General features: G+C 65.3%; 25 protein-coding genes. 3 read left to right on the top strand and 22 right to left on the bottom strand.

Annotated elements, in window-relative coordinates:
• Positions 1-166 precede the first annotated feature (166 nt).
• The gene (locus ACLQ7E_RS16320) at positions 167-1,873 is read right to left on the bottom strand and encodes a ribonuclease J (RefSeq protein WP_411733620.1); all 1,707 of its coding nucleotides are present in this window, start codon (positions 1,871-1,873) and stop codon (positions 167-169) included.
• Between the two features lie 15 nt (positions 1,874-1,888).
• Positions 1,889-2,806 carry a 4-hydroxy-tetrahydrodipicolinate synthase gene (gene dapA, locus ACLQ7E_RS16315; RefSeq protein ID WP_411733619.1) on the bottom strand — a complete coding sequence of 306 codons (918 nt, stop codon included), beginning with the start codon at positions 2,804-2,806 and terminating at the stop codon, positions 1,889-1,891.
• Between the two features lie 64 nt (positions 2,807-2,870).
• On the opposite strand from dapA, the gene ACLQ7E_RS16310 reads away from it, so the two are divergent.
• The gene (locus ACLQ7E_RS16310) at positions 2,871-4,115 is read left to right on the top strand and encodes a heparan-alpha-glucosaminide N-acetyltransferase domain-containing protein (RefSeq protein ID WP_411733618.1); all 1,245 of its coding nucleotides are present in this window, start codon (positions 2,871-2,873) and stop codon (positions 4,113-4,115) included.
• 201 nt (positions 4,116-4,316) lie between these two features.
• On the opposite strand, the gene ACLQ7E_RS16305 is transcribed toward ACLQ7E_RS16310, so the two are convergent.
• From ACLQ7E_RS16305 to glp, 16 genes are all read right to left on the bottom strand, one after another.
• On the bottom strand, positions 4,317-4,817 hold the full coding sequence (locus ACLQ7E_RS16305) for an N-acetyltransferase family protein (RefSeq protein ID WP_411733617.1): 501 nt from the start codon (positions 4,815-4,817) through the stop codon (positions 4,317-4,319).
• Positions 4,818-4,878: 61 nt separating this feature from the next.
• Positions 4,879-5,172 carry a hypothetical protein gene (locus ACLQ7E_RS16300; RefSeq protein ID WP_411733616.1) on the bottom strand — a complete coding sequence of 98 codons (294 nt, stop codon included), beginning with the start codon at positions 5,170-5,172 and terminating at the stop codon, positions 4,879-4,881.
• Positions 5,169-5,549 carry a DUF952 domain-containing protein gene (locus tag ACLQ7E_RS16295; RefSeq protein WP_411733615.1) on the bottom strand — a complete coding sequence of 127 codons (381 nt, stop codon included), beginning with the start codon at positions 5,547-5,549 and terminating at the stop codon, positions 5,169-5,171. Before ACLQ7E_RS16295 ends, ACLQ7E_RS16300 begins: the two co-directional genes overlap by 4 nt.
• A gap of 79 nt (positions 5,550-5,628) precedes the next feature.
• The gene (locus ACLQ7E_RS16290; protein WP_411733614.1) at positions 5,629-6,285 is read right to left on the bottom strand and encodes a helix-turn-helix domain-containing protein; all 657 of its coding nucleotides are present in this window, start codon (positions 6,283-6,285) and stop codon (positions 5,629-5,631) included.
• A 349-nt stretch (positions 6,286-6,634) separates the two neighbouring features.
• On the bottom strand, positions 6,635-8,554 hold the full coding sequence (locus tag ACLQ7E_RS16285; protein WP_411733613.1) for an ExeM/NucH family extracellular endonuclease: 1,920 nt from the start codon (positions 8,552-8,554) through the stop codon (positions 6,635-6,637).
• A gap of 259 nt (positions 8,555-8,813) precedes the next feature.
• Entirely contained in the window at positions 8,814-9,260 is a 447-nt protein-coding gene (locus tag ACLQ7E_RS16280; RefSeq protein WP_411733612.1) for a hypothetical protein, read from the bottom strand.
• A 6-nt stretch (positions 9,261-9,266) separates the two neighbouring features.
• A complete protein-coding gene (gene dapB / locus ACLQ7E_RS16275) occupies positions 9,267-10,025 on the bottom strand; it encodes a 4-hydroxy-tetrahydrodipicolinate reductase (protein ID WP_411733611.1) in 759 nt (252 codons plus the stop codon).
• Positions 10,026-10,399: 374 nt separating this feature from the next.
• Entirely contained in the window at positions 10,400-11,728 is a 1,329-nt protein-coding gene (locus ACLQ7E_RS16270; protein WP_411733610.1) for an aminotransferase class V-fold PLP-dependent enzyme, read from the bottom strand.
• A gap of 234 nt (positions 11,729-11,962) precedes the next feature.
• Complete coding sequence (locus ACLQ7E_RS16265) at positions 11,963-12,208, bottom strand: molybdenum cofactor biosynthesis protein MoaE (protein WP_411733609.1); 246 nt, start codon at positions 12,206-12,208, stop codon at positions 11,963-11,965.
• A 45-nt stretch (positions 12,209-12,253) separates the two neighbouring features.
• A complete protein-coding gene (locus ACLQ7E_RS16260) occupies positions 12,254-12,496 on the bottom strand; it encodes a DUF6953 family protein (protein WP_411733608.1) in 243 nt (80 codons plus the stop codon).
• 159 nt (positions 12,497-12,655) lie between these two features.
• Positions 12,656-12,862: a hypothetical protein gene (locus ACLQ7E_RS16255; RefSeq protein WP_411733607.1), complete on the bottom strand. Its 207-nt coding sequence runs from the start codon at positions 12,860-12,862 to the stop codon at positions 12,656-12,658.
• Positions 12,859-13,515 (bottom strand): hypothetical protein, encoded by a 657-nt coding sequence (locus ACLQ7E_RS16250; protein WP_411733606.1) that lies wholly within the window; start codon positions 13,513-13,515, stop codon positions 12,859-12,861. The genes ACLQ7E_RS16255 and ACLQ7E_RS16250 overlap by 4 nt, the downstream gene beginning before the upstream one ends.
• A 71-nt stretch (positions 13,516-13,586) precedes the next feature.
• Positions 13,587-14,033, bottom strand: a complete 447-nt coding sequence (locus ACLQ7E_RS16245; protein ID WP_411733605.1) for a molybdenum cofactor biosynthesis protein MoaE — start codon at positions 14,031-14,033, stop codon at positions 13,587-13,589.
• Positions 14,023-14,523 carry a MogA/MoaB family molybdenum cofactor biosynthesis protein gene (locus ACLQ7E_RS16240; protein WP_411733604.1) on the bottom strand — a complete coding sequence of 167 codons (501 nt, stop codon included), beginning with the start codon at positions 14,521-14,523 and terminating at the stop codon, positions 14,023-14,025. Before ACLQ7E_RS16240 ends, ACLQ7E_RS16245 begins: the two co-directional genes overlap by 11 nt.
• Complete coding sequence (moaC, locus tag ACLQ7E_RS16235; RefSeq protein WP_411733603.1) at positions 14,520-15,074, bottom strand: cyclic pyranopterin monophosphate synthase MoaC; 555 nt, start codon at positions 15,072-15,074, stop codon at positions 14,520-14,522. The genes ACLQ7E_RS16240 and moaC overlap by 4 nt, the downstream gene beginning before the upstream one ends.
• On the bottom strand, positions 15,071-16,327 hold the full coding sequence (glp, locus tag ACLQ7E_RS16230) for a gephyrin-like molybdotransferase Glp (protein ID WP_411733602.1): 1,257 nt from the start codon (positions 16,325-16,327) through the stop codon (positions 15,071-15,073). The genes moaC and glp overlap by 4 nt, the downstream gene beginning before the upstream one ends.
• A gap of 209 nt (positions 16,328-16,536) precedes the next feature.
• On the opposite strand from glp, the gene moaA reads away from it, so the two are divergent.
• Positions 16,537-17,595: a GTP 3',8-cyclase MoaA gene (gene moaA, locus ACLQ7E_RS16225; protein ID WP_411733672.1), complete on the top strand. Its 1,059-nt coding sequence runs from the start codon at positions 16,537-16,539 to the stop codon at positions 17,593-17,595.
• Positions 17,595-17,888 (top strand): MoaD/ThiS family protein, encoded by a 294-nt coding sequence (locus ACLQ7E_RS16220; protein WP_411733601.1) that lies wholly within the window; start codon positions 17,595-17,597, stop codon positions 17,886-17,888. The genes moaA and ACLQ7E_RS16220 overlap by 1 nt, the downstream gene beginning before the upstream one ends.
• 33 nt (positions 17,889-17,921) lie before the next feature.
• On the opposite strand, the gene ACLQ7E_RS16215 is transcribed toward ACLQ7E_RS16220, so the two are convergent.
• The 4 genes from ACLQ7E_RS16215 to ACLQ7E_RS16200 form a co-directional block, all read right to left on the bottom strand.
• Positions 17,922-19,634 (bottom strand): ABC1 kinase family protein, encoded by a 1,713-nt coding sequence (locus ACLQ7E_RS16215; RefSeq protein WP_411733600.1) that lies wholly within the window; start codon positions 19,632-19,634, stop codon positions 17,922-17,924.
• Between the two features lie 6 nt (positions 19,635-19,640).
• The gene (locus tag ACLQ7E_RS16210) at positions 19,641-20,183 is read right to left on the bottom strand and encodes a PadR family transcriptional regulator (protein WP_411733599.1); all 543 of its coding nucleotides are present in this window, start codon (positions 20,181-20,183) and stop codon (positions 19,641-19,643) included.
• 153 nt (positions 20,184-20,336) lie between these two features.
• Complete coding sequence (locus ACLQ7E_RS16205; RefSeq protein WP_411733671.1) at positions 20,337-21,554, bottom strand: IS30 family transposase; 1,218 nt, start codon at positions 21,552-21,554, stop codon at positions 20,337-20,339.
• A 498-nt stretch (positions 21,555-22,052) separates the two neighbouring features.
• Positions 22,053-23,576 carry an alanine/glycine:cation symporter family protein gene (locus ACLQ7E_RS16200; protein WP_411733598.1) on the bottom strand — a complete coding sequence of 508 codons (1,524 nt, stop codon included), beginning with the start codon at positions 23,574-23,576 and terminating at the stop codon, positions 22,053-22,055.
• Positions 23,577-23,714 lie beyond the last annotated feature (138 nt).

Below are 23,714 nucleotides of genomic sequence, written 5' to 3'. Positions count from 1 at the left end.
CGGCCAATCCGAGCTTTCATCATTCGCTCCGCGCATCGGCGCTCATCGTCATGCAGCCAAGGTTGCAGGTATCTGCGAGCGAATGGAATTCGAGTCAAGACACAGGTACCCCGCGCCGGCAAAAACCGATGCGGGGTACCTGTGTACAAGCGGGAGGGCGTAAGGCCTAGGCCTCGAGCACGACCGGGACGATCATGGGCTTGCGGCGCAGCTTGCGCGAGACCCACGAGCCGACGACGCGGCGCACTACCTGCTGCAGCTGGTGCGTGGTGTGCGTCGGGTTGTTGCGCACCGCTTCCTCGATGGCCTCGGCGATCTTCGGCTTGATCTCGTCAAACACCGAATCGTCCTCGGCCACGCCGCGGGCGTGGATGTCGGGTCCGGAAATCAGCTTGCCGGACTGGCGGTTGATCACCGAGATGACGGAGATGAAGCCCTCCTCGGCGAGCGTGACACGGTCCTTGAGGTCCTCGTCGGTGATGGTGCCGACCTTGGAGCCATCGACGTAGACGTAGCCGCAGTCGACCTGGCCGACGAGCTTGGCGACGCCGTCCTTGAGGTCGACGACCGAGCCGTCCTCGGTGAGCAGCACGTTCTCCGCCGGCACGCCGGACTGGGCCGCGAGGCGGGCGTTGGCGATCAGGTGGCGGGTTTCGCCGTGAATCGGCATCACGTTCAGCGGCTGGATGATGTTGTAGCAGTACAACAGCTCGCCTGCCGAGGCGTGGCCCGAGACGTGGATCTTGGCCATGCCCTTGTGGATGACGTCGGCACCCAGGCGCATCAGCCCGTTGATCACGCGGAACACCGAGTTCTCGTTGCCCGGGATCAGCGAGGAGGCCAGGATGACGGTGTCGCCCGGGCCGACCTGGATGCGGTGGTCGCCGGTGGCCATGCGCGAGAGCGCGGCCATCGGCTCGCCCTGCGAACCGGTGGACATCAGCACGACCTTGTTGTCGGGCAGCTTGTCCACGTTCTTCATGTCCACCAGGATCCCGGCGGGGATGTGCAGGTAGCCAAGCTTCTCGGCGATGGTCATGTTGCGCACCATGGAGCGGCCGATGAAGGCCACCTTGCGCCCGTGGACCTGTGCGGCGTCGATGACCTGCTGCACGCGGTGCATGTGCGAGGAGAAGGAGGCGACGATGATGCGCTTGCGCGCACGGCCGAAGAGGGCCTCGAGCACCGGGCCGATTTCCTTTTCCGCGGTGGTGAAACCGGGGACATCAGCGTTGGTGGAGTCGGGCATGAACAAATCCACGCCCTCGTCGGCCAGGCGGGCGAAGTGGCGCAGGTCTGTGATGCGGCCATCGAGCGGCAGCTGGTCCATCTTGAAGTCACCGGTGTGCAGCACGTTGCCGGCCTCGGTGCGGATGAAGACGGCAAGCGCGTCGGGGATCGAGTGGTTGACTGCAACAAACTCGGTCTCGAACGGGCCGAAGGTCTCCACGTCGCCCTCGGCAACCTGGCGCAGCACCGGCTTGATGCGGTGCTCCTCCAGCTTGGCCGAGATCAGTGCGAGGGTCAGGCGCGAGCCGATCAGCGGGATGTCCCCGCGCAGGCGCAAAAGGTACGGCACGGCACCGATATGGTCCTCGTGGCCGTGCGTGAGCACGACGCCGACGACGTCATCGAGGCGGTCCTTGATGTAGCTGAAATCGGGCAGGATGACGTCCACGCCCGGCTGGTGCTCCTCGGGGAAGAGCAGTCCGCAGTCGACGATCAGCAGCTTGCCGTCGATTTCGAAGACGGCCATGTTCCGCCCGATCTCACCCAGGCCACCGAGCGGCACGATGCGCAAGGTGCCCGGCTTGAGCTTGGGCGGAAGGTTGTGAAGCACCGTATCGGTGGTCCCAACGGAGGAATCGGTCATGAATAACTTACCTTTCTAGAGCTCCCATCCGCCCTCGCGCAAATCGGTGCGGATGGTTTCGAGTTCCGTTTCCGACGGTGCCACAAGCGGCAGCCGGACCACGGTGTTCGGCAGGACTCCCTGCCAGTTAAGAATGTGTTTTGCAGCAACGGCGCCCTGGACGTGGCTCATCACCGCGCGCTGGATCGGGTCCAGCTCGAAGTGGGCCTTGCGGGCGGTTGCCAGGTCCCCGGCGAGCATCGCGTCGACCAGGATGCGGTACTGGGCCGCGGCAATGTGGGCTGTCACCGAGACGACGCCGACGGCGCCTGCAGCCATCAGCGGCAGGGTCAGTCCGTCGTCGCCCGAGTAGACGTCGAGGTCGGTGTTCGCCAGCACCGTGGTGGTGGACTGGTAGTCGGCCTTCGCGTCCTTCAGCGCCACGATGTTCGGGTGCTGTGCCAGCGCGATGATGGTCTCGGGGCTGATCGCAATTCCGGCGCGGCCCGGGATGTCATAGAGCATCACGGGAAGCTCGGTGGCCGAGGCGATGGCCTCGAAGTGGGCCTTGACGCCGGCCTGGGAGGGCTTGTTGTAGTACGGGGTGACGATCAGCAGGCCGTCGACGCCGATTTCCGCGGCGCGCTTGGACAGCGAGATGGAGTGCGCGGTGTCGTTGGTGCCGGTTCCGGCGATGACCTTGCACCGGTCCCCCACGGCGTCCTTCACGGCCTTGAACATGCCGAGGTTTTCCTCGTCGGTCAGCGTCGAGGTTTCCCCGGTGGTGCCGGTGACGACCAGGCCGTCGCAGCCGTCGTCGACGAGCTTGGTGGCCAATTTGGCTGCAGCGTCGTAGTCGACCTCCCCGTTGTCCTTGAAAGGGGTCACCATGGCGGTGAGCACCGTTCCGAAGGTGTAGTTCTTGCGCGGGGTATGCAATCCAGATTCAGCCATGACTCCAAGGTTACACTTTGCACGCACCAAGGATTGATTCGGCGCAGGCGTTTAGGCTGTAAACATGACGCAATTCTCCTCCCGCGGCACCCGCCACCGCGCTCCGGGCACCGCCGCGGCCGGACCACGCACGCGCATCGCCGGTGTGGATGCTGCCCGCGGGCTCGCGCTGCTGGGGATGGTCGCGGTGCACATCATGCCGCTGCGGATCCTGGACGCCGACGGATCGCCGGCCGCCACATGGGCCGCCACCCTGTTCTCCGGCAGGGCCTCGGCGCTCTTCGTGGTGCTGGCAGGGGTGGGGCTCGCACTGTTCTCCGGCGGCTCCGGGAACATCGGTGCGCCCAAGCTTGCGGGGGTGCGCCGCTCGGTTGCAGTGCGGGCACTGCTGGTCTTCGTGCTTGGGCTGGGACTGGGCATGCTCGAGACAAATGTTGCTGTCATCCTGGTGCACTACGCGGTGTTGTTCCTGTGTGCGATCCCGTTCCTGGGGATGCGCGCCCGCACGCTGGGTTTCTGGGCAGCCGGCTGGCTGCTCCTCTCCCCCCTTGCCCTGTATCTGGCCCGCCCCTGGGCCATGGAGCTGCTCGATCCGCACCGGCTGGGTGCCTCCCCGCTGCCCGAGGACCTGTTCACCCCCGCGGTGTTCCTGGCCGACCTGCTGCTCACCGGCTACTACCCGCTGCTTCTCTGGTTCGGTTTCATCCTGGCGGGCCTCTGCGTGGGGCGCCTGGCACTGGCCCGTCCCCCGGTGGCCCTGGCCATTGGCGTGGCGGGCGCAGCGCTCGCGGTGGGAGCCAAGGCGCTTTCGGCCTGGTTGCTCGCCCAGCCCGGTGCGTTCGCCTCGCTCACCGAAGCAGCCAACCTGGGATCCAAGGATCTGTCGGTGGCGCTGGTGACCGGCCAGCGCCTGCGCGATGCCGCAGACAGCGTCTGGTTCCTGGCGATCTCGGCACCGCATTCGGGCGCCCCGCTGGATGCGCTGCACGTCGTTGGCTGCGCGCTGGCGGCGCTGGGCGCCGCTCAATTGCTCTGCATGGCCCTGTCAGCACTGCTCGGGTCGGTGGGCGAGATGCTGCTCTGGCCACTGACCGGGGCCGGCGCCGCAACGCTCACGCTCTATGCCGCGCACCTGTTGGCACTGGATCTTTTCAGCGACTTCTCCGCCCCGCTGCCGCGCACCGGCTTGTACATCATTTACGCGGTCGGCTGCCTGCTTGCAGGGCTGGTCTTCAAGTTCCTGGGGCGCCGCGGACCGCTCGAGGCGCTGGTGCATGCGGTGTCGCGGACGCTGGGACGCAGCAGCTAAAGGCCTGCGACCCGATCCTGGTCCCGCTATTGCCGGTTCCGTTCGCCGGTGACGTCGTGGATCGATGGTGCCACCGGTGCGCGCGGCAACGGAATTCAACGACGAGAAGACGACGCTGGGGCCGAAAAGGAACCCCGATGCGCAGGTTCCTTCGCTGACGCGGGACGGTGGTGAACCGTCGATGACGGCCCGGCGACCGGGTTAGAGGTAGAGGACGAGGGTTCCCGGGTCGAAACCCAATCCGGCGGGAGCGAACCCGTGTCGCTCATAGAGGAAACGCGCGGGGTTTCCCGTTTCGACGCTGAGGCTGATCGCGGGCAATGCGCTGGAACGTGCCTGTTCGAGGATTCCGGCGATGAGACGGTTTCCGAGTCCGCGCCGCCGTTGCGCCTCGGCAACCCAGAGACAGAGTTCAGGGATCGACTCATCGACAAAGCCATAGCCCGGGCTGGCAGCCGCGAAGTAGCGCAGCCAAACGACACCGACAGCACTGCCTTTCGCGTCTTCCGCGACAAGGCCGAAGTCCTTGGTTCCGGGCCACTCGGTGAAATAGTGCGCCATGGCAGGAATCCGGGCGATTTGCTCGAGTGTGAACCTGGGACCCGGCCAGTTCATGTTTCCCAACGTGGCTCGCGCAAGCAAATCCTGTTCAACGAACCGGAGCACACGAAGCGTGGACGTTTCTCCCGCGTTCATCGTCATGACTCTTACCCTACCCATTCAGGACTGCTGCTTCCACGGTCCACACGGTCTCCCCCGCTGCCTATGGACCGGAAACCAGGACGATGGTCTGCAGCAGGCCCGGAACCAGCACCAATCCCAGGATGCCCGAGGCCATCGCCCAGCCGAGCCGTCCGAAACGGAATGCCAGCCAAGCACCCACCAGCCCCAGAAGCATGGGCGCGGCCATGAACCACGCCGGCAGAAGGGCACCGGTTCCTGTCCAGTCGGGCAGCAGCAGCGTGACGGCCACGGCAAGAAGCATCAGGGTCCAAGTGGCGACCGGCTTTCTGCCGCGGGGCGGAACGCCGTTTTCCTGCGGTGATGGCACGGTCACGAAGTACCCCCTCTCGCGCTTTCGAGGCCGGGTGCGCACAGCGCCCCGGAGTCCATGGCCGCCCGGTGCGTCGCCCGCACCCACTCGGTCCTCAGCTCGCCGTACAGGTGGGGAAACATTTGGCCGTCTCCGCCGTCCTCGAAGCGGATTTCGATTCCCGCGGCGGCGATTGCGAAGCCGTCCTGCTCCAAGACCATCAGATCGCCCGAGTAATCGGCATAGATGTAGGCAGCGACCGCCTGCAGCTGTTGCGGGGACGAGCAGTGGATGAAGCCGACCTGCTCAAGGGTCGCCCCTCGTGTCGACTGCCGATAGACGCCGGTGGTTTGGGCTTGTTCCCAGAAATCCAGTTCGGCCAGGTGCAGGATTGTCGTCATGCTCCCAGCGTAGACAGATGGCCTCAAGTCCGGTCTTTTGAACCGCCGACCGGGGAAATCCAAGGCAGACCTCAGAGCCCTATATCAGCGCTTTTTCCAGAATCTCTCGGGCGGCGGCATGTTCCCTGGCGGTGCCCCGATCCATCAAATCGGCTGCGATCAGCAAGCGAGGTACAGCGCGAGGGGCAACCGGGCCACTGATGACACGAAGTATGACGTTCGACTTATCGGGCGTCGATGGCATCAGCATGTAGTCGTCGACCACGTCTTGAAACTCCTGGCGCACCACATAGGCTTCATGCTCTTGAGCCTGAAGCAACCCTGAGTCCGGATGGGAGACGCCGGTCGCCAGCAGGCGGTTGTCTTCACGCATGTCCCCGAGATCGCCGGGCGGGGCCCGGAAATGCCTGGCCTCGGCCCGATCGACGAGCCAAGCACCAAGCTCGTCCCGAAGACTTTGATCATGCTTGAGCTGGTTGATCCTCGCACGCGCCCTAGAGGGTCTGTGGGACTCAGCTACATAGCCATCAAGCATGAGTGCAAGCTCCCAAGCGCTCTCTTCGGTCAATGGTCGACCGCCCGATTTTCGGCGTTGGGCATGTTTGGAAACCGGCTCTCGAATGATCCACGCTCTACCGACCTTGAAGGCATCAATCTTTCCGGATTCGGCCAGTTTCCTGACGCGCCTCTCAGAGACGTCGGCCTCCGCCGCGTAGTCGGCAACACTCCTATCCATGCCATAACTATACCGTTTTCGGTATAGTTATGGTCAATTTTGGCCAGAACTATACCGACTTCGGAAACGTTGTGGTCGGCTTTCGCACCAATGGGCCAAGCCAGTGATCCTCAGATGCTCGGCCCAAGCGAAAATGCCGCGGAAAATATGGCGGTGAATCAATTGCGGCTCCCGAAGATCTCGCGTAGCTGCAATACACGGGCAGACACGAAGTCAGCCTCGCCAGCCGCAAGCCGTTCAAGCGTCGTTGCGCCGACCATCGAGCCAGGCAAAATCGAGCGGAGCAACTTCATTAACGGAAAGAAACCGGCGGATCATCTCGATCCACCGGATTCTTTCCAGGCTCCTACTACTTATTCAGCTCCAGACCCACGAGCACCGGATCGTGGTCCGACGAGCGGAACTGGTCCGGGGAGAACAGCTGTGCCACGTTGTAGTTGTAGCGGCTGTACTCGTAGGCCACGGACTCGGTGGCGTTGATGTTCCAGATGTCTTGTCCGGTGACCTGCTGCGCCACCTCGCGTGAGGCAAGAATGTGGTCCAGGGAGCCGGTGCGGCCGCCAAAGAGGTAACTGCGGGTATCCGCGGCTGCACCAAGATCCACGTATCCGGCCCCGGCCAGGACCTGGATCGGTTCCTCGGCGGAGTACGCGTTGAAGTCCCCTGCAAGCAGCACCTTGTTGGTGTTGCGTTCCTTCTTCAGTCCCTCCGCGAATCCCACCAGGGCCTTGGCCTGCTCCACGCGTGCGGCGTTCCAGGCCCCGGCACCGTCTCCCCTGTCGGCGTTCGCCGAGCCGTCCTTCGGGTCCGAGCCCTTGGACTTGAAGTGGTTGGCCACGACCAGGAAGCGGGTCTGGGCATTTCCGCCCACGCGCTGGAAGGCCTGGGCCAGGGGGTCGCGTGCATTGTCGAACGCCGCATCATCCAGGATCACCGACTCGTCAATGGGCTTCACCTCGATGTTCTTGTAGATCATCGCCGTGCGAATGACGTCCTCGTCGGCGGGAACTGCCACCGGGCTTGGCACGAACTTCCACTGCTGTTTGCCGGCTGCCCGGTTCAGCTCCTCCACCAGGGTTCCCAGCGCGTGGTCGCGATCGAGCCCGAAGCGGGCGGAGTTTTCGATCTCCTCCAGCACCACGACGTCGGCGTCGAACGTGTTCAGTGCCGAGACGATCTTGGCTTGCTGGCGCTGCAGGTTTTCCTCGTTCGCTGCACCGCGTGCGTCGCAGCCGCCGCGCACCGTGACCGGCTGGCCGGCGCGGTCGGTGTAGTAGGTGCAGCCGGAAAGCTGGCTCCCGGTGGTGGTGAAGTAGTTCAACACGTTGAAGCTGCCGACACTGAGATTTCCGCCAACCTCCGCCGGCTCCTCGGCCGTGGTTTGTGCGAAGACTGCCGGGATATCGGCATCCTCGGCCCCGGTGACCTGCCCCTGGGGCTGCAGCCGCCACAGTTCGTAGCGGTAGTCCATGATCACCGGCCCGGTGAAGGTGGCCTGCGCACCGACGCTGACGCGGTGGCCCGCCGAAAGGTAGGGCAGCGGGACGGACTTGTTGTTGTTCGATCCGAGGAAGTTCAAGGTGGCGCCGTCGTCCAGCACCAGGGCGCGTCGTTGGTTCTCGGCCTCCAGGGCCTGGGCACCGGCGCTGCCCGGGGCGAAGGCGTCGGTGGCCTGGCGCAGGGTGCGCTCGCCGGGCAGGATCTTGCTGGAGCCTTCGGCGAGGGTCATTTCACCGAACTGGTTCAGCGAATAATTGTCGGCGACCGTCCACTGTCCCTGCGGATCGACCAGCATGGATTCGAAGCGCTCGCGTTCGGTGTCCGAGGAGGGAATGTCGATGGCCAGGGGCTTGACGGCATCGGCCGGCTCGGTGAGCACCGCGATGCCGGAGGCCGAGGCGCTGAGCTGGGTCAGCCCGAAGTATTCCCCGACCGTCCCGGAAACCTCGACGTGGTCGCCCACGGCAACCTTGGCCACCCCGCTTGGCGAGTAGACGAAGATCCCCGAGCTGCCCTCAGCGGAAACCTCGCTTCCGGTGCCCGCGCCCTGGACATAGAAGCCGCGGATGCCGCCCTCGGCGTAGGCACCGGTGACCACCGCGCGAATGGTGACCTGCTCCCCGACCATTCTGCTCGCGGCACCCGTGCCCTGGATTTTCTCGATGGACGTCGTTTCGTCGACTGCAGCCGAGGCCGGGGCGATTGCCCCCACGGCCATCGCCGCTGCCAAGGTCACGGTGGCGAAAGCCGCCGTTGCGCTTTTCTTCATGATTTCCCTCGGTCGTCTGTCTCTCCGTGACGCGGTGGCGCACGGGGGTGTAGCCCGATCAGATTCGATCACCGGGAAATGAATGCGGCATGAATGACACGTGAACCGCGCCGAGGCCCTTCACCGGGTGGCCATTGAACCATCCAAGACGATGCAGGGCACCACGTCCAGAAATGTGGTGCCTGCGGACATGGAAATGCCCCCTTGAGCGGTTCTTTGCGAACCGTTCAAGGGGGCATCGATCGTGCCTCGGAGCTGTTTACTTGCTGTCGGCCAGATAGAAGCCGATGGCCGTGCGCATCGATTCGCGGGCACGGCGCCGATCCCCTGCGGCATCGTAGGCCAGGGCCAGGCGGTGCCAGGACTTCCAGGAGACGGGGTTGGCCTCGGCCTCTTCCTTGTACTGGACGAAGTCCTCGTCGGCCGCCGCCTTGACGATGCGCCCCGACGGGGTGCGCGGCAGCTTGTCCTCGGGCAGCAGGCCCTCGGTGGCAAGGATCGATGCCATCTTCTGGGTGCGGGCACCGAAGAGCACCTCGCGTACCAGGATCCACACCCCGACCAGCGGGACCACCAGGGCGGCGACGCCGATGACCTTGGCAATGGGTTCGTCGGCGGAGATGAAGCGGACCGCCGAGCCGAACGCCGCGACCAGGTAGAACACGAAGAGCAGCAGGATGGCGCCGACCCAGATCTTGGTTTTCATACTTTTCTAGCGTCCCAACTCGAGGTAGCCGTCAAGGCCGTAGGTCAGCCCCGGGCGCGAGGCGACGGTGCGCAGGCCCAGCAGCACGCCGGGCATAAAGGAGGCTCGGTCGTAGGAGTCGTGGCGCAGCGTGAGCTGCTCGCCTTCCCCGCCGAGCAGGACCTCCTGGTGAGCGACCAGTCCGCGCAGGCGCACCGAGTGCACGTGGATCCCGTCGACCACCGCGCCGCGGGCACCGTCCAGCTGGGTTTCGGTGGCGTCCGGGCTTGCCGGCACGCCGGCGGCGGCGCGTTCGGCGGCAATCAGTTCGGCGGTGCGCACCGCGGTGCCCGAGGGCGCGTCAACCTTGTTGGGGTGGTGCAGCTCGATGATTTCCACCGATTCAAAGTAGCGTGCCGCGGTGGCGGCAAAGGCCGAGGCCAGCACCGATCCCAGGGCGAAGTTCGGGGCGATGAGCACGCCGGTCCCGGGGTGCTCGGCCAGCAGTGCGGTCAAGGACTCGCGCTTGGCGTCATCCCAGCCGGTGGTGCCGACAACCGCGTGGATACCGTGTTCGACGGCGAAGCGGACGTTTTCCTCGGTGCTTGCCGGGACGGACAGTTCCACCACGTGGGTGGCTCCGGTCTCCAACAGGATTTCCAGGGAATCTCCGCGACCCAGCGCGGCAACAAGTTCCATGTCCGTGGCGGCGCCGACGGCCTTAACGGCCTCGGCTCCCATTCGTCCCGATGCGCCGAGGACGGCGACTTTCAGTGGTGCACTCATGGCTTCCAGCTTATCTGGAAATTATTTGGGTCCCCGCCTCGATGACAGTTGCTGGCCCATTCAGCGTCGTGGGATGCCTTACTTTCACGATCGCAGCTGGATGCGCATCGCCCATGGCCCCCCACCTCCAGGGATCTCTTCTCTCGTGCCCCGCCGCCGCCGAGCAGTGGGACGGATCGGCGGCGGGGACTACCGAGCGCTCGCACGTTGCTGCCAGGTACACGAATCGTGATTTTGTCATGACACCATTCAGCTACCGTCCCACAGGACGTTGAATCTCCAGCCAGCAAGAATCCAGGCTTGGTTATCTATCTTGGTGGCATGGGCCCACTCGCTGGCCAGATGGACCCCGCGCCATCATGGCAACTGGCACCTCAGAACTTCGAGGCGGCGGCACGAACGGCGCGGGCAAAGAGGTCTGCGTCGTCCATCGTGTTGTACAACGCGGGTGTCACGCGGATGACTTCTCCGCGCTCCACGCCGCCACGGCGGACCGTGAAGACGCCCCATTCATCGCTCAGGTACTTGGTGATGGCCGTGGACTGGGCGGATGTGGTGTTCCCTTGGATCCGGAACGACGTCAGGGCTCCGTACATGCTCGGATCCTCGGGCGTGAGGATCTGCAGGTTTGGCACGTCGAGGACCTGGTGCACCCAGCGGTCTCGGAGCAGGCGCAGGCGGGCCTGCTTGTTTGCGGCGCCGACGGCACGGTGGAAGTCCAACGCGGCGGGCACGGCGAGGAGGTTCGCGGAATTGGTTGTGCCGGTGTGTATCCGCGAGCGGACGTCGTTAACACCGTAGTCCTCGTCCGCGAAGTGCCTGTCGATGTCTGCGAGCCGATCCTTGCGAATGTAGAGGAAGCCTACGCCCAGCGGTGCACCGATCCACTTGTGCAGGTTGAAGCCTATGAACGGGCTCTTCAAGTCGGCGACGTTGAAATCCAACTGGCCCCAGGAGTGGGCGGCATCAACCACGGTGTCGACGCCACGTGCGGCGGCCATCTCGGAGATTTCGCCGATCGGCGGGACCAGCCCGGTACGGTGCGAGACATGGGTGAGTAGCAAGAGCCTGATCTTGGGGTTGTCGACGAGCAGCCGCTCGTAGTAGTCCAAGACGGACTGGCGGGTGGCCGGCTCGGGGATGGCCGTGCGGATAACGTCGACGCCGCGACGGTCACGCAGCCAGTTCATCGCGTATTGCATCGAGTCGTAGTCCAAGTCCGCGTAGGCTACGGCATCGCCCGGGGCGAGTTTGTTGTACCCGCCAATGATGGCCTGCAGCGCCTCGGTGGCACCTCGGGTCACAGCGATCTCATCAACCGAGCAGCCCAGTTCGGCAGCGATTCGTTCGCGCACCGCCGATGTCTCTTTCCCGAAATCGCGGCGCATGAACCAGGAATTTTCCTCCTGGATCCGCGCGGTCGCCTCGGCGTAGGCGGTCCGCACGTTGGTCGGGTTCGCACCGAAGTAGCCGTTTTCGAAGTTGACCGTCGCATCGGTCATCTTGAAGTGCTTGGCCACCTGCTTCCAGTACTTCTCATCCAGGGCGACCTTGTCCGGGGAACCTGCCGGGGCGCTGGGCAGCATTCCGCCCGCCGGGATGGCAGAGGCGGCGGACGCTGCGGGCCTGGCCACCAGCCCGGCCAAGGCGATGGCTCCTACCCCGGCCGATCCTGTGAGCATTCGTCTGCGATCAAAAGTCATGGGGAACTCTCCTTGAGTCTGTGACGTTGCTCGGCGGCGAGCAAGCGGCAACCTATCCTCTCTCCCTCGGGTGGCCCCTATCTGGCCTGCAAGTTTACGTGGGTCAAACAAATACCCAACGACTGACAAAACGGGGCGGTACAGATAACGCCAGACAGAGCTACTTCGGCTGAAAGGACTCGCGACCTTTGCGATTGACGACCAACGCGAAACCAGCACCGCGACACACAGCGATCACCGAAAGCCGCCGGCCAGCGCCGAAGCCGCAGCCGGGCTGCCCCCAGGCCGAAATTCAAAGTTCTGCGGGAATTGCAGCTCGTAAGAGAGGTGCGCAAATGCCTCCCCGGCTGCCTCCAACAGTTCTCGGCAGGCCTCGAACGCCGCGCCGCGGTGTGCCGATGCTGTCGCGGCTACCTGTGCCGCGGCCCCGATGCGTAGTTCCCCGATCCGATGGGCGGCCGGGGAACAAAAGGGCAGCAAAAAGGCCGCCGGAGGATTACGGATTCCGGCGGCCCCTCGGTGGTGCTAGCTGGCGTCGACGACGTTCCAGCAGCGTTCCTCGCGATTCCAGGCCACCGAGGCATCGCGCAACTTGCGCAAGGACTTCAGGACGTCGCGGTTGATGGCCGGGTGCCCGTTTTCGTTGGTGTAGACCCACTCGTCGCCGAAGGCCTCCGCAATGCGTGGCACAAGGGCTTCCTGGTGGACTGTCTTTTCTTTGTGGATCGCATCAAGGATCCACTGGGCAATTTCTGGTGCATTGGTCATCTACTCAGGGTACTGGTGCGCAGGACGCACCGCACAACGCGGGTATGGATCGCAGCTTTAGGACTCGGCGTCGATCCGTACGACAAAGGTGTTGGTGGAAAGCCGCGTCTTCGAGTGTGCGCAATTCACGCACCGCATAGTACTTCTACGGAGGGAGTGTCACTTCTTTGCGTAGGGAATCTTGGCACCCATATGCACGACGAAAAAACGCTCAAATCGCGTGAGCTCGGCCAAGGCCTGCTTTCGTCTCTCGTCCTCTGCGACCATCGCGTTGAGCGTTTCAGAGAGTTCATGAACGCGCTTCAGCAAAGCGGCGTTTGGAGGCTCGGTTGCTGCAGTCCGCGACTCGATTGGGTCTGAACTCATGTCTTTTCCTCCTTGGCGTTCTTCTCCATCTTATCCTCGCTGCTTATGAGCATCGGGAGTCTCTCGATCACCTCTTTGAAAAGAACTCGATCCGCTTCGTCAACCAGTTCCGGGTTATCGTCATGGTCGCGCGCAAGAAATTCTATGAGATCCGTCCCCAGAAAATTCGATTTCCTATTTCCTGAAACCAACTGGTCCAAGGCATATTGCGTCCGTCGCCACCATTCACTCTTGCGATCGGCTGCTTGCTTTTGCTTGAGCGCTCGCCAAGCCACAGCTGCGACGATTAGGGTCGCCCCCGTAGTGAAAAAGTAGGCAGGAATCTCCACCGAGATTACGAGCCAGAAACCACCGAGAACGGTGTCAACGAGATGCTGGACGGAGGGCAGGGCAACATAAGCGGCTATCGACACCGCTGGAATGGACCAGGCCAGGATGAATATCCAAGCCTTTGGACTCGTGAGTGGTACACGGATCAACCTTCCAATGGTCTTTTTCGAGAGCTGGTTGGATGGTTCATCGCCTGCGCGGGCGGTGGGGCCCGGTGACGGGTCTGCCGCGGCTCGCTGTTCCGAATCCGAGGCTTTACCGGGCCCGGGGGCACTCGCCGAAGGTTGCTTCGCTTTCTTGCCGGGAATTTTATTGTTGGCCACGCAGCAAGCGTAAAGACCTTGCCTTCCGGCATTTGGATCGGCCCTACCAACTGTGGAAAGCTACCGAAGCTTTAGGCGCTGCCCACCCATTCGACCTCGCCGTCGGCGAAGAACTGTTCCTTCCAGACCGGGACGTGCGCCTTGACGGTTTCCACCAGGTCGCGGCAGGCGTCGAAGGCGGCACCGCGGTGGGCGGCGGCTGCGGCTGCCACCAGGGCGGCGTCGCCGATGTGCAGCTCCCCCACCCGGTGCGCTGCCCATAGCCGGGTCCCGGGGTGCCGTGAGGCGACCTCCGCCACCAACTCGACCATGCGCGCCGGGGCGCTGGGGTGGGCGCTGTAGGTCAGCTTCAGCACCTCGCGGCCGCCGTCGTGATTGCGCACGATGCCGCCGAAGGTGACCACGGCGCCGGTGTGATCGGATTCCACCGCGTCCCAGGCGGTGTCCACGTCGATCGGGGTGTCGCTGATCCCGGCAAAGACCGCTTCCCCGGGAGCACCGGTAGCGCTAGTGCCCATGGCGGCCCTCCAGCTGGTCGCAAATGTGGGTCAGCAACGGGGTGAGCACCGTGAGCCCGTCCATGACCCCGGAGGGGGAACCTGGCAGGTTCACGATGAACGTCTCCCCGGAGATGCCCGCATGGCCGCGGCTCAGCGCGGCCATCGGGGTCTTCTCCCGGCCGGTGGCACGCAGCGCCTCCATGATGCCCGGAACCAGCCGGTTCAGCAGCGGTTCGGTTTCCTCCGGCGTCATGTCATCGGGACTCAGCCCGGTGCCGCCGGAGGTGATGATGACCCGGGGCTTGGACAGCAGCAGGCCCTGCAGCGCGGCGCCGACGGAAGGGCCGTCGGGCACGATGATCGCCGGGATGACATCGAAGTTCTGTTCCTGGAGCCAGTCGGCGATAACCGGGGCGCTGGCATCCTCGTAGATGCCCATTGCGGCACGGGTGGATGAGATCAGGATGGCGGCCTTGCGTGGGGCCCCCAGTGGTTCGCAGGCGCTCATGCGCTTATTTCTCCTTCGGGTTTCGGGTGTCGTTGCGGGGCAATGTCCCAGGAACCGGACTTGCCGCCGGACTTGGCCAGCACGCGCATGTCGGTGATGCTTGCGTGCTTGTCGACGGCCTTGATCATGTCATACAGGGCCAGGGCCGCGGTGCCCACCGCTGTCAGCGCCTCCATCTCGACCCCGGTCACCCCGCGGGTCTTGACCGTGGCCAGGATCCGCACGCGGTCCACGGCATCCAGCTCGAAGTCGATCACGACCTTGGAGATCGGCAGCGGGTGGCACAACGGGATCAGTTCGGAGGTCTTCTTGGCCCCCATGATTCCTGCGATGCGGGCCACGGCGAGCGCGTCGCCCTTGGGCATCCCCGAGCTGGTGATCAGCTTCATGACCTCTGCAGTGGTGTGCACGGACGCCTCGGCGGTGGCCTGACGGCTGGTCTCGGCCTTGTCGCTGACATCCACCATGTGGGCGCTGCCGTCGGCGCGCACGTGCGAGAGCGCTGCAGGGCTTGGTGCGGATTTCGGTTCGGGTGTGGGTTCACGGGTCATGAGCCGTCTCCAATGATCAGGACCTCCGCGGGGCTTCCCGCGGGCAGGTTGGCGGTGTTCTCGTCAATGAGGATGAAGGCGTTGCTTGCCGCCAGGGCGGCCAGCAGGTGCGAGGAGGCCCCGCCCAGCGGGGTGAAGGTGCCGTTCACATGGGTTCCGCGGCGCACCTGCAGCTTCCCGGGCACCGATTCCATGTTCTCGGTGAGCGTGGCGGTGGTGCGGGTGCGCTCGGGCAGGCCGAGGTGCTCGGCGAGCACGGGGCGCAGGAACATCTCGAAGCTGACATAGGCGCTGACCGGGTTCCCGGGCAGCGCGATGAGGGCCACCGGCGCGCAGCCGGGCAGCGCGAGCGTCCCGGAGCCCTGGGGCCCGCCGGGTTGCATGGCCACGGAGCCGAACTCGATGCCGTGGTTCCCCAGGACTTCCTTGACCACGTCGAAGGCCCCCTTGGAGATCCCCCCGCTGCTGAGCACCAGCTGGTAGGGAAGGGCCCCGGAATCCAGGGCGGCTGCAAGGGATGCGGAGAAGCGTTCGGGCGAGTCATCGAACACCCCGAGGCTTGTCACGACGCACCCGGCGGCCTCAAGCGAGGAGCGCAGCAACGTGGTGTTGGCGTCGTGGATCTGTCCCGGTCCCAGTGCCCCGCCCGGGGCGATGAGTTCGTCCCCGGTGGAGAGCAGCAGCACCCGCGGCCGGGCCAGGACCTGCACCTCGGGCAGGCCCAGTCCCGCAATCAGGCCCAGTGCCGTGGGGCCGAGTCTTGTCCCGGCTTCGAGTACCAGCGCGCCTTCGGCGATGTCGCTGCCGCGGGCACGGACGTAATTGCCCACCTCACTGGTGTCCGGGAGCACCACGGAGAAGCCATCCGCGAGCTCTGCCGTCGTGGGAAAGCGGTCCGGGTCGGCCGCCTCGATGGGGACGACGGTGTTGGCGCCCTCGGGCATCGGGGCACCGGTCATGATGGGGGCGGCGGTCCCGCGCACCAGTGCGGCCGCTCCTTGGCCGGCGGCAATGGGCGCGACCACCCGCAACGGCCCGGAACCCAGGTCCTGCGCATGCACCGCATACCCGTCCATTTGGGAGTTGTCCCAGGGCGGCAGCGCGCGCGGTGCCATCAGGTCGCGGGCCAGGGTGCGGCCCAGCGCATGACCCAGCTGCACCGGTTCGCTGCCCTCATCCCGCAGCGCGGGCGCCAACAAGTCCTCGATGGCCTTGAGGTGCCCGGGGACGCTGCGGCGAAATGATGGTCTCATGCCTTCCATCCTAGGTCGGGGCCCGGGTGCAGCGCTCATTTGTGGAGGAGGCGGCCAGGTTCCGTCAGCGGCGTCCGTGACTCGGGCACGCCGGTGGTGCGCTGTGCGCGAAGGGCCGCGCAATACACGAAGCAATGTCCCCTGCCTTGGACTACCCTCGATATATGGCGACGAACACAGATACACCCCGCAGCACCGTCAGCCTGCCCATGCCCACCATCCTGACACCGGCACCCGCAGACTCCCCCGGACTCAGTGACAAGTTCGGCCGGCAGGCCACCGATCTGCGCATCTCCCTGATCGACAAATGCAACCTCCGCTGCACCTACTGCATGCCCGCCGACGGACTGGCCTGGCTGCCCAAGTCCAAGCTGCTCACGCTCGAGGAAATCACCCGGATCGTGCGCATCGGCGTGCGCGACCTGGGAGTGCGCGAACTGCGACTCACCGGAGGCGAGCCCCTGGTGCGCGTGGACCTGGCCCAGATCATTGCCGCGGTGCGCACCGAACACCCTGAGTTACCCATCTCCCTGACCACCAACGGGGTGGGACTGGCCAAGAAGGCAGCCGCGCTCGCCGAGGCCGGACTGACCCGCATCAACGTCTCCCTCGACACGCTGCACGCCGAGACCTTCGCGAAGCTCACCCGGCGCGACCACATCGATTCGGTGTTCGCCGGGATCGATGCGGCCCTGGCCGCCGACCTGCTCCCGGTGAAGATCAATGCGGTGTTGATGCGTGGGATCAACGACGAGCAGGCACCCGAGCTTTTGGCCTGGGCCCTGGAGCGGGGCCTGGAGCTGCGCTTCATCGAGCAGATGCCGCTGGATGCCGACCACGTGTGGCGCAAGGACAACATGGTCACCGCCGCGGATCTGCGCGCCTACCTGGAAACGCGTTTCCGGCTGTCCCCCGACACCAAGCCGCGCGACGGCGCGCCTGCCGAACGCTTCCTGGTCTCCGCCCTCGCGGACCCCGACACCATCCTGGGGGCGGTGGGCATCATCGCCTCGGTGTCCGAGCCGTTCTGCGCGGACTGCAAGCGCACCCGCATCACCGCCGAGGGCAAGGTCATGAGCTGCCTGTTCTCCCGCGAGGAAACCGACCTGTCAGCGTTGCTGCGCGACGGCTCGGACGATCAGGCAATTGCCGAACGCTGGCGGGCCGCCATGTGGGGCAAGCCCCGGGCCCACGGCATGGACCACACCGGGCTGGGATCCAAGGACTTTGTACAATCGGACCGCTCCATGAGCGCCATCGGAGGATAATGCGCATTCGATACTTTGCCGCCGCCGCGCAGGCCGCGGGCAGGACCGAGGAACGACTCGACCTGCTTCAGCTCCCCGGGGCCACCCTGGGCACGGTGCTCGAGCACCTTGCCGCCAGCAGCCCCGCCGCAGCCCCGGTGTCTGACGGGCCGCTGTTGCGCCGCACCACCTCACTGGGCACGGTGCTGGCGCGCTGCAGCTTCCTGGTCAACGGCGTCAGCGAACAGGACCACTCCCGCGCCCTGCGCCCCGGCGACGAACTGGACGTGCTCCCGCCCTTCGCCGGCGGATAGTGGCCGCATCCCGCCGCCGTGTTTGCTGCGGAACTAAACGCCGCGGCGCCCCGCCCACAACCCGTAAAGCAGGGGCAGTAACGACCCCATCATCAGCACGTTGCCCAGCACCAGGTCCTCGGGCCGCAGGATCGCCCCGGCAATGAGCAGCGCACCGAAGAGGACCGCGCGGACAGCCCTGCGACCCGTGCGCTCCAACCGGGCCACCCGGCGTTCGAGGCGCGGGTTGGCCACCTCCAGCGAGCCGTCCTCGATCCGGGTGGCGAGCCGGTCAAGCCGGCCCGGCAGGCGCAATGCAAGCCCCGCCGCATCCAGCGCCTGCCGGGCTGCGTCCTGGACGAGATTTCCGCGCTCGTCGCGGACCAGCTGCGCGGCATAGGGTTCCACCGAGTCCCACAGGTTGAATGCCGGATCCAGCGAGCTGCACACCCCGGAGGTCAGCGACATCGCGCGGATGATCAGCAAGAAGTCCTCCGGGAGTTGGAAGGGCAGGGACCGGATGACGTCCCCGAATTCCTCGGCGAATGCGCGGAACTCCCGCGGGTCCACCTCCCGCAGCTCGGCGAATCCCATCCCGCCAAAGCGCGCGAAGAGCTGTGTCATCGCCCGTTCCAGCCCGGCGGTGTCCGCGGAGGGAACCAGCACCCCCACGTCGCTGATCGCACCGACCAGGCCCTTGCCGTCGCGGGAGGCGGCGGCAACCAACGCCTTGCGCAGCCCGGTGCGCGTGCCCGGGGGAACCTCCCCCATCATCCCGAAGTCGATGAACGTCAGCTTCCACGGGTGCTCAGCTTCCCCGTCGGAGGACGGGGTGATGAAGATGTTGCCCGGGTGCGGGTCGGCATGGAAGTAGCCGTTGGTGAAAAGCTGGTCGAACATCACCGAGGCGAACACCGGGGCAACGAGCACCGGGTCGATGCCGGCGGCGGCCAGCGCACTCGCATCGGTGACCTTGATCGCCGTGACGTCCTGCAGGGTCAGCACGCGGCGGGTGGTCCGCTCCCAGGCCACCGCCGGCACAGCGACCCGTGCGTCGTCGCCGAAGTCCACGGCAAAGCGCTCCGCGTTGGCCGCCTCGTTCAGGTAATCGATTTCCTGGAGGCTGGTCCGGGCGAATTCCCCGACCAGCGCCGGCGCGTCCGCGCGCGCGGCCACGATGCGCACACGGCTGAGCCAGCCCCCGACCTTGCGCAGCGCCGCCAGGTCCGCCTCGACGATCTCCTCGATGCCCGGGCGCTGGACCTTGATGACCACGTGGTCCAGTCCGCTCTCTTCCGCGTCGGCTGGCAGAAGCCGGGCCCGGTGCGCCTGCCCGAGGGATGCGGCGGCGAGCGGTTCCTCTTCCACCCAGGCGAAGCGCTCCTCCAGCGATGCGCCCAGCTCCTTCTCGGCCAGGGCACGGATCGCGGGAAACGGCACGGGCGGGACCTCGTCCTGCAGCCCCTCGAGTTCCTCGGTGATTTCCGGCGGCAGCACGTCCAGCCGGGAGGACATGAACTGCCCCACCTTGATCATCAGTCCTCCGAGCTCCAGCGCCAGGGCGTGGAAGCGCCGGGCGAAGGAGCGCATCCGCTTGGTGCGTGTGCGCTCGGCGACACGGTCCAACCCGATCCGCGGCAGGAAGATCTCAAAGAACCAGATCGCCGCCAGGTGACGGGCGGCGAAGCGCAGGATGCGGCGGTAGCGGGCACGGGTGTCCCCCGCCCCGACTGCCTCGATGGCACGCTTCCGGGGAACCGCTCCCACTACGCCTCAGCCCTGGGCGAGGATCGAGTACAGACGGCGGCGGGCCTCGTCGAGCACCGCCACGGCCTCCTGCACCTGCTCCGCGGAGCCGGTGCGGCCCACCTGGGCCGCCGCCTGGGCGAGCTCGACCCCGGCCTTGGGCAGGGCGGCGAACCCGGCGCCGGGTGCCGATCCGCCCGGCTCCCACGGGACAGAGCCCTTGGATTCGGCCACTTCCTCGCGGCCGGCCTCGGTCAGCGAGTAGATCTTGCGCCCGTTGGACTCCTCGGTGCTCACGATGCCCTCGTCCGCCAGAAGTTGCAGCGTGGGGTAGACCGAACCGGCGCTGGGCTTCCAGTTGCCGTGGCTGCGTTCCTCGATTTCCCTGATGATCTGGTAGCCGTGCATCGGTTGCTCGGCGAGCAGGGCCAGGACCGCGGCGCGGACCTCGCCGCGGCCGGCACGGGTGCCGGAGCGCTTTTCAAAGCGCGAACGCAGCTCGTCCATGGCCTGCCACACGCCATCGAAGTTGTTGCCGGAAAATCCTCCGGCCGGGTGGGAACCATGCATCACGAACTCCTTCGGAAAAAATTCGAACGACATATAGCGATACTCAACGATACGTCTGGGAAACCGTGGATGGCAATGGTCTTCTAGCGCAAAATGAAGCGGCCCGGCTTCCAGGAAATCTTGAATTCTAGGGGTCGTCGCAACACCAGGTGGCTAAGCTGCCAAGAGTAGTCCACGCAGACGCTCGGTTGGGGTATCCCAGCCGAGCGTTTTGCGTGGGCGCCCGTTGAGCAGTCGGCTGACTCGTTCGAGCTCGTCCGGGCTGTGGACAGAGAGGTCGGTTCCTTTGGGGAAGTATTGGCGCAGTAGGCCGTTGGTGTTCTCGTTGGAGCCTCGCTGCCAGGGGCTTGCAGGATCACAGAAATAGACATCCATGTCGGTGGCCAGGGAGAAAGCCTTGTGCGTCGCCATTTCGGCGCCTTGGTCCCAGGTCAGGGAACCCCTGAGGCGTTCGGGTAGCCCGCCCATGGTCTTGATGAGTCCGTCGCGGACGGTGGCGGCGGTGTGGTCGCCCTCGAGGTGCACGAGCATGACGTAGCGGGTGCTCCGCTCGACCAGGGTCGCGATCGCGGTCTTGTTTTGCATCCCGGTGATCAGGTCCCCTTCCCAGTGGCCTGGCACGGCGCGGTCCTCGACCTCTGGGGGACGTTCGGAGATGTTGACCATCGGGTCCCGGAACCGGCTGGTGCGCGCCTCGGGGTCGCGGCGGGACTTGCGGCGGGCGCGGCCGGTGCGGAGCGCCGCGGCTACCTCGCGCTTGAGGCCGCCGCGGGCCTGCAAGTAAAGCGCCTGATAAATCGTTTCGTGGCACACGTGAAACTCCAGCCTGTCCGGGAGCAGCTTCTTCAGCCTGTTGCTGATTTGCTCCGGAGACCAGCCTAGAAGCAACTTCGCCCCCACGTATTTTCGCAAGGTTCCCTCGCAGGCAAGCATGCTGGTCTTGGGACGTGGCCGGCGTTGGGCCGCTGCGCGGTGCGCGGCGTATGGCTGGTAGCCGTTGGGGCCGGTGTTGCGGGCGATTTCCCGGCTGACAGTGGAGACCGGCCTGCCCAGGGTCTTGGCAATGGCCCGCATCGAAGAACCGGCCACCAGCAGGTCGCGGATCTGCTCGCGTTCGGGCAGGGAGAGGTAGCGGTCGCTAATCGGTTTCTCCAGCGCGGCCAGCCCGGGAAACGGAGCCTTGAAGGCAGACCCATCGACTGAATAAGTAGTAGTCACCCCTTGTTTGTAGTCGACAGTCCGCCCGTCGGGGTAAATGCGCTTGTTGCGTGACCTGCGAACCCCGTTCTCCCAGTCCCGGCCGGTACGCACATTTGCCCCGGAGGCCGCGGCTGCCTCCTCCTGGGTCGCCCCGGCGCTGCGCAGCCTCAGGTATTCCTCCCGCTTCCCTGCGTGCGTCCCAAGCGTCGCCACTCCGGCCTTGTGCGCCCATTGGAAGCACGTTCCCACCGGAAAGCCGGATTCTCGGGCTGCCGCCGAAATGTTCCCCAACCGGTCAAGGCAGGCAAAGAACCGATCCTTTTGTTCCTCGGTGTATTTGGTCTTCTTCCTGCCACGAGTTTCCCGGTTTTCACCCCCGGAACCCGGGGGGAGTTCCCGTGCCCATTGGCGGCATTTGCCATAGTCGAATCCGAGTTCAGAGGCAGAAGCCGAGATGTTTCCCAGCCTGTCAAAGACACCCAGGAATCGTTCACGGTCCTGGGCGGAATATTTCCTGCGCCCCGAAGGATTTGAATCGGTGGATGGATTTTCCGTTAAAGACGACACGGTCGTTGCAACTCCCAAAATCTGGGGTGTTGCAACGACCGCTAGAACTCGCCAAATCCTGGAAACCGGGCCGCTTCTTTGGTGTTGGTGAATCTACTGCCGCTAGACGCGGTCGCCCGCGGCGGTCCGCTCCGTGGCGGACATGCGGCTGGAGCCCAGGACGTCCCCGGCCTTCCAGTCGGCCCAGTCCGGGCGGTCCTTCATGAACAGCTCGATGTCTTCCTTGGTGGCGTCCAGGGTCGGGTCGTGCTTGAGGTACCAGCGGGTTTCGCGGGCAATCATGCCCGAGAGCAGCAGCAGTCCGATGAGGTTCGGCAGTGCCATGAGCCCGTTCATCATGTCGGAGAAGTTCCACACGGCGGTGAGCTGGGTGGTGCAGCCCACGTAGACGACGAGTGAGAAGACCACGCGGAACGGCATGACTGCCTTGCGTCCGATGAGGCGCTCGATGTTTCGCTCACCGTAGTAGCACCAGCCCAGGATGGTGGAGAAGGCGAACATGACCAAGCCAATGGTCACGATCCAGTGTCCCCACTCCCCCGGCAGGCCGAAGGTGAAGGCGTGGCCTGTCATCAGCGACGCAGAGATCTGCTTCCCGGTTTCCGGGTCGATGTAGTTCCAGGCCCCGGTGGTGATGATGACCAGGCCGGTGCAGGTGACCACGATGATGGTGTCGATGAAGGTCTGGGTCATGGAGACCAGGCCCTGGCGCACCGGGTGGGTGGTCTGCGCCGAGGCGGCGGCGATGGCCGCGGAGCCCATGCCGGACTCGTTGGAGAAGATGCCGCGGGCCACGCCGAATTGCACGGCGATGATGATGGCGGAGCCGGCGAAGCCGCCGACGGCCGAGGTGCCGGTGAAGGCCTGGGAGAAGATCTGGCCGATGGCCGCCGGGACCTGGCCGACGTTGGCGATCAGGATGTAGATGGCGGCAGCGACGTAGAAGACGATCATGACCGGAACGAAGCCGGCGGTGACCTTGCCGATGGACTTGATGCCACCGACCAGCACGATCATTGCCAGGACGGTCAGCACCAGGCCGGTGGTCCAGGTCGGGACGCTGAAGGAGTTCTCCAGGTTGGCCGCGATCGAGTTGCCCTGGGTCATGTTGCCGATGCCGAAGCAGGCCAGCGTGGCGGCAATGGCGAAGAACAGCGCCAGGAACTTGCCAAACGGGCCCTTGATGCCGCGTTCCAGGTAGTACTGCGGGCCGCCCGACTTCTCCCCGGCGGTGTCGGTGCCGCGGTAGCGGACACCGAGGTAGGCCTCCGAGTACTTCGAGGCCATGCCCAGCAGGCCGGTGACCCACATCCAGAACAGCGCGCCGGGGCCGCCGATGCCGATGGCCGTGGCCACGCCGACGATGTTGCCGGTTCCGACGGTGGCCGCCAGTGCGGTGGTCAATGCCTGGAACTGGGAGATGTCTCCCTCGGAGCCGGCGTCCTTGCGCTTGAGCAGCCCCAGGCGCAGTGCGACACCGAGCTTGAGGAATTGCAGTCCGCCCAGGCGGAAGGTCAGGTAAAGCCCGGTGCCCAACAGCAGCGGGATCAGCATGAAGGGTCCCCAGATGACGCTACTGATGTCACCGAGGAGAGTTGCGAGGTCGTCCATAAGTATGGGTCCCATATCTTCTCGTGCGAGTGATTAAATGCGAGCGTGACTACTGTCACAAAGCACTCATCCTACGTTACGTCCCACGTCCGGTGGCCAATTGCCTGTTACGACCGGATGAACCAAGACGAACGGTGGCAAATTGGCGATAAG

The organism is Paeniglutamicibacter sp. (genome assembly GCF_046714615.1).
In the GTDB taxonomy this organism is placed as follows: Bacteria; Actinomycetota; Actinomycetes; order Actinomycetales; family Micrococcaceae; genus Paeniglutamicibacter.
Note: the sequence above shows the minus strand (reverse complement) of the source record. Positions and strands in the feature narration are given on the sequence as shown.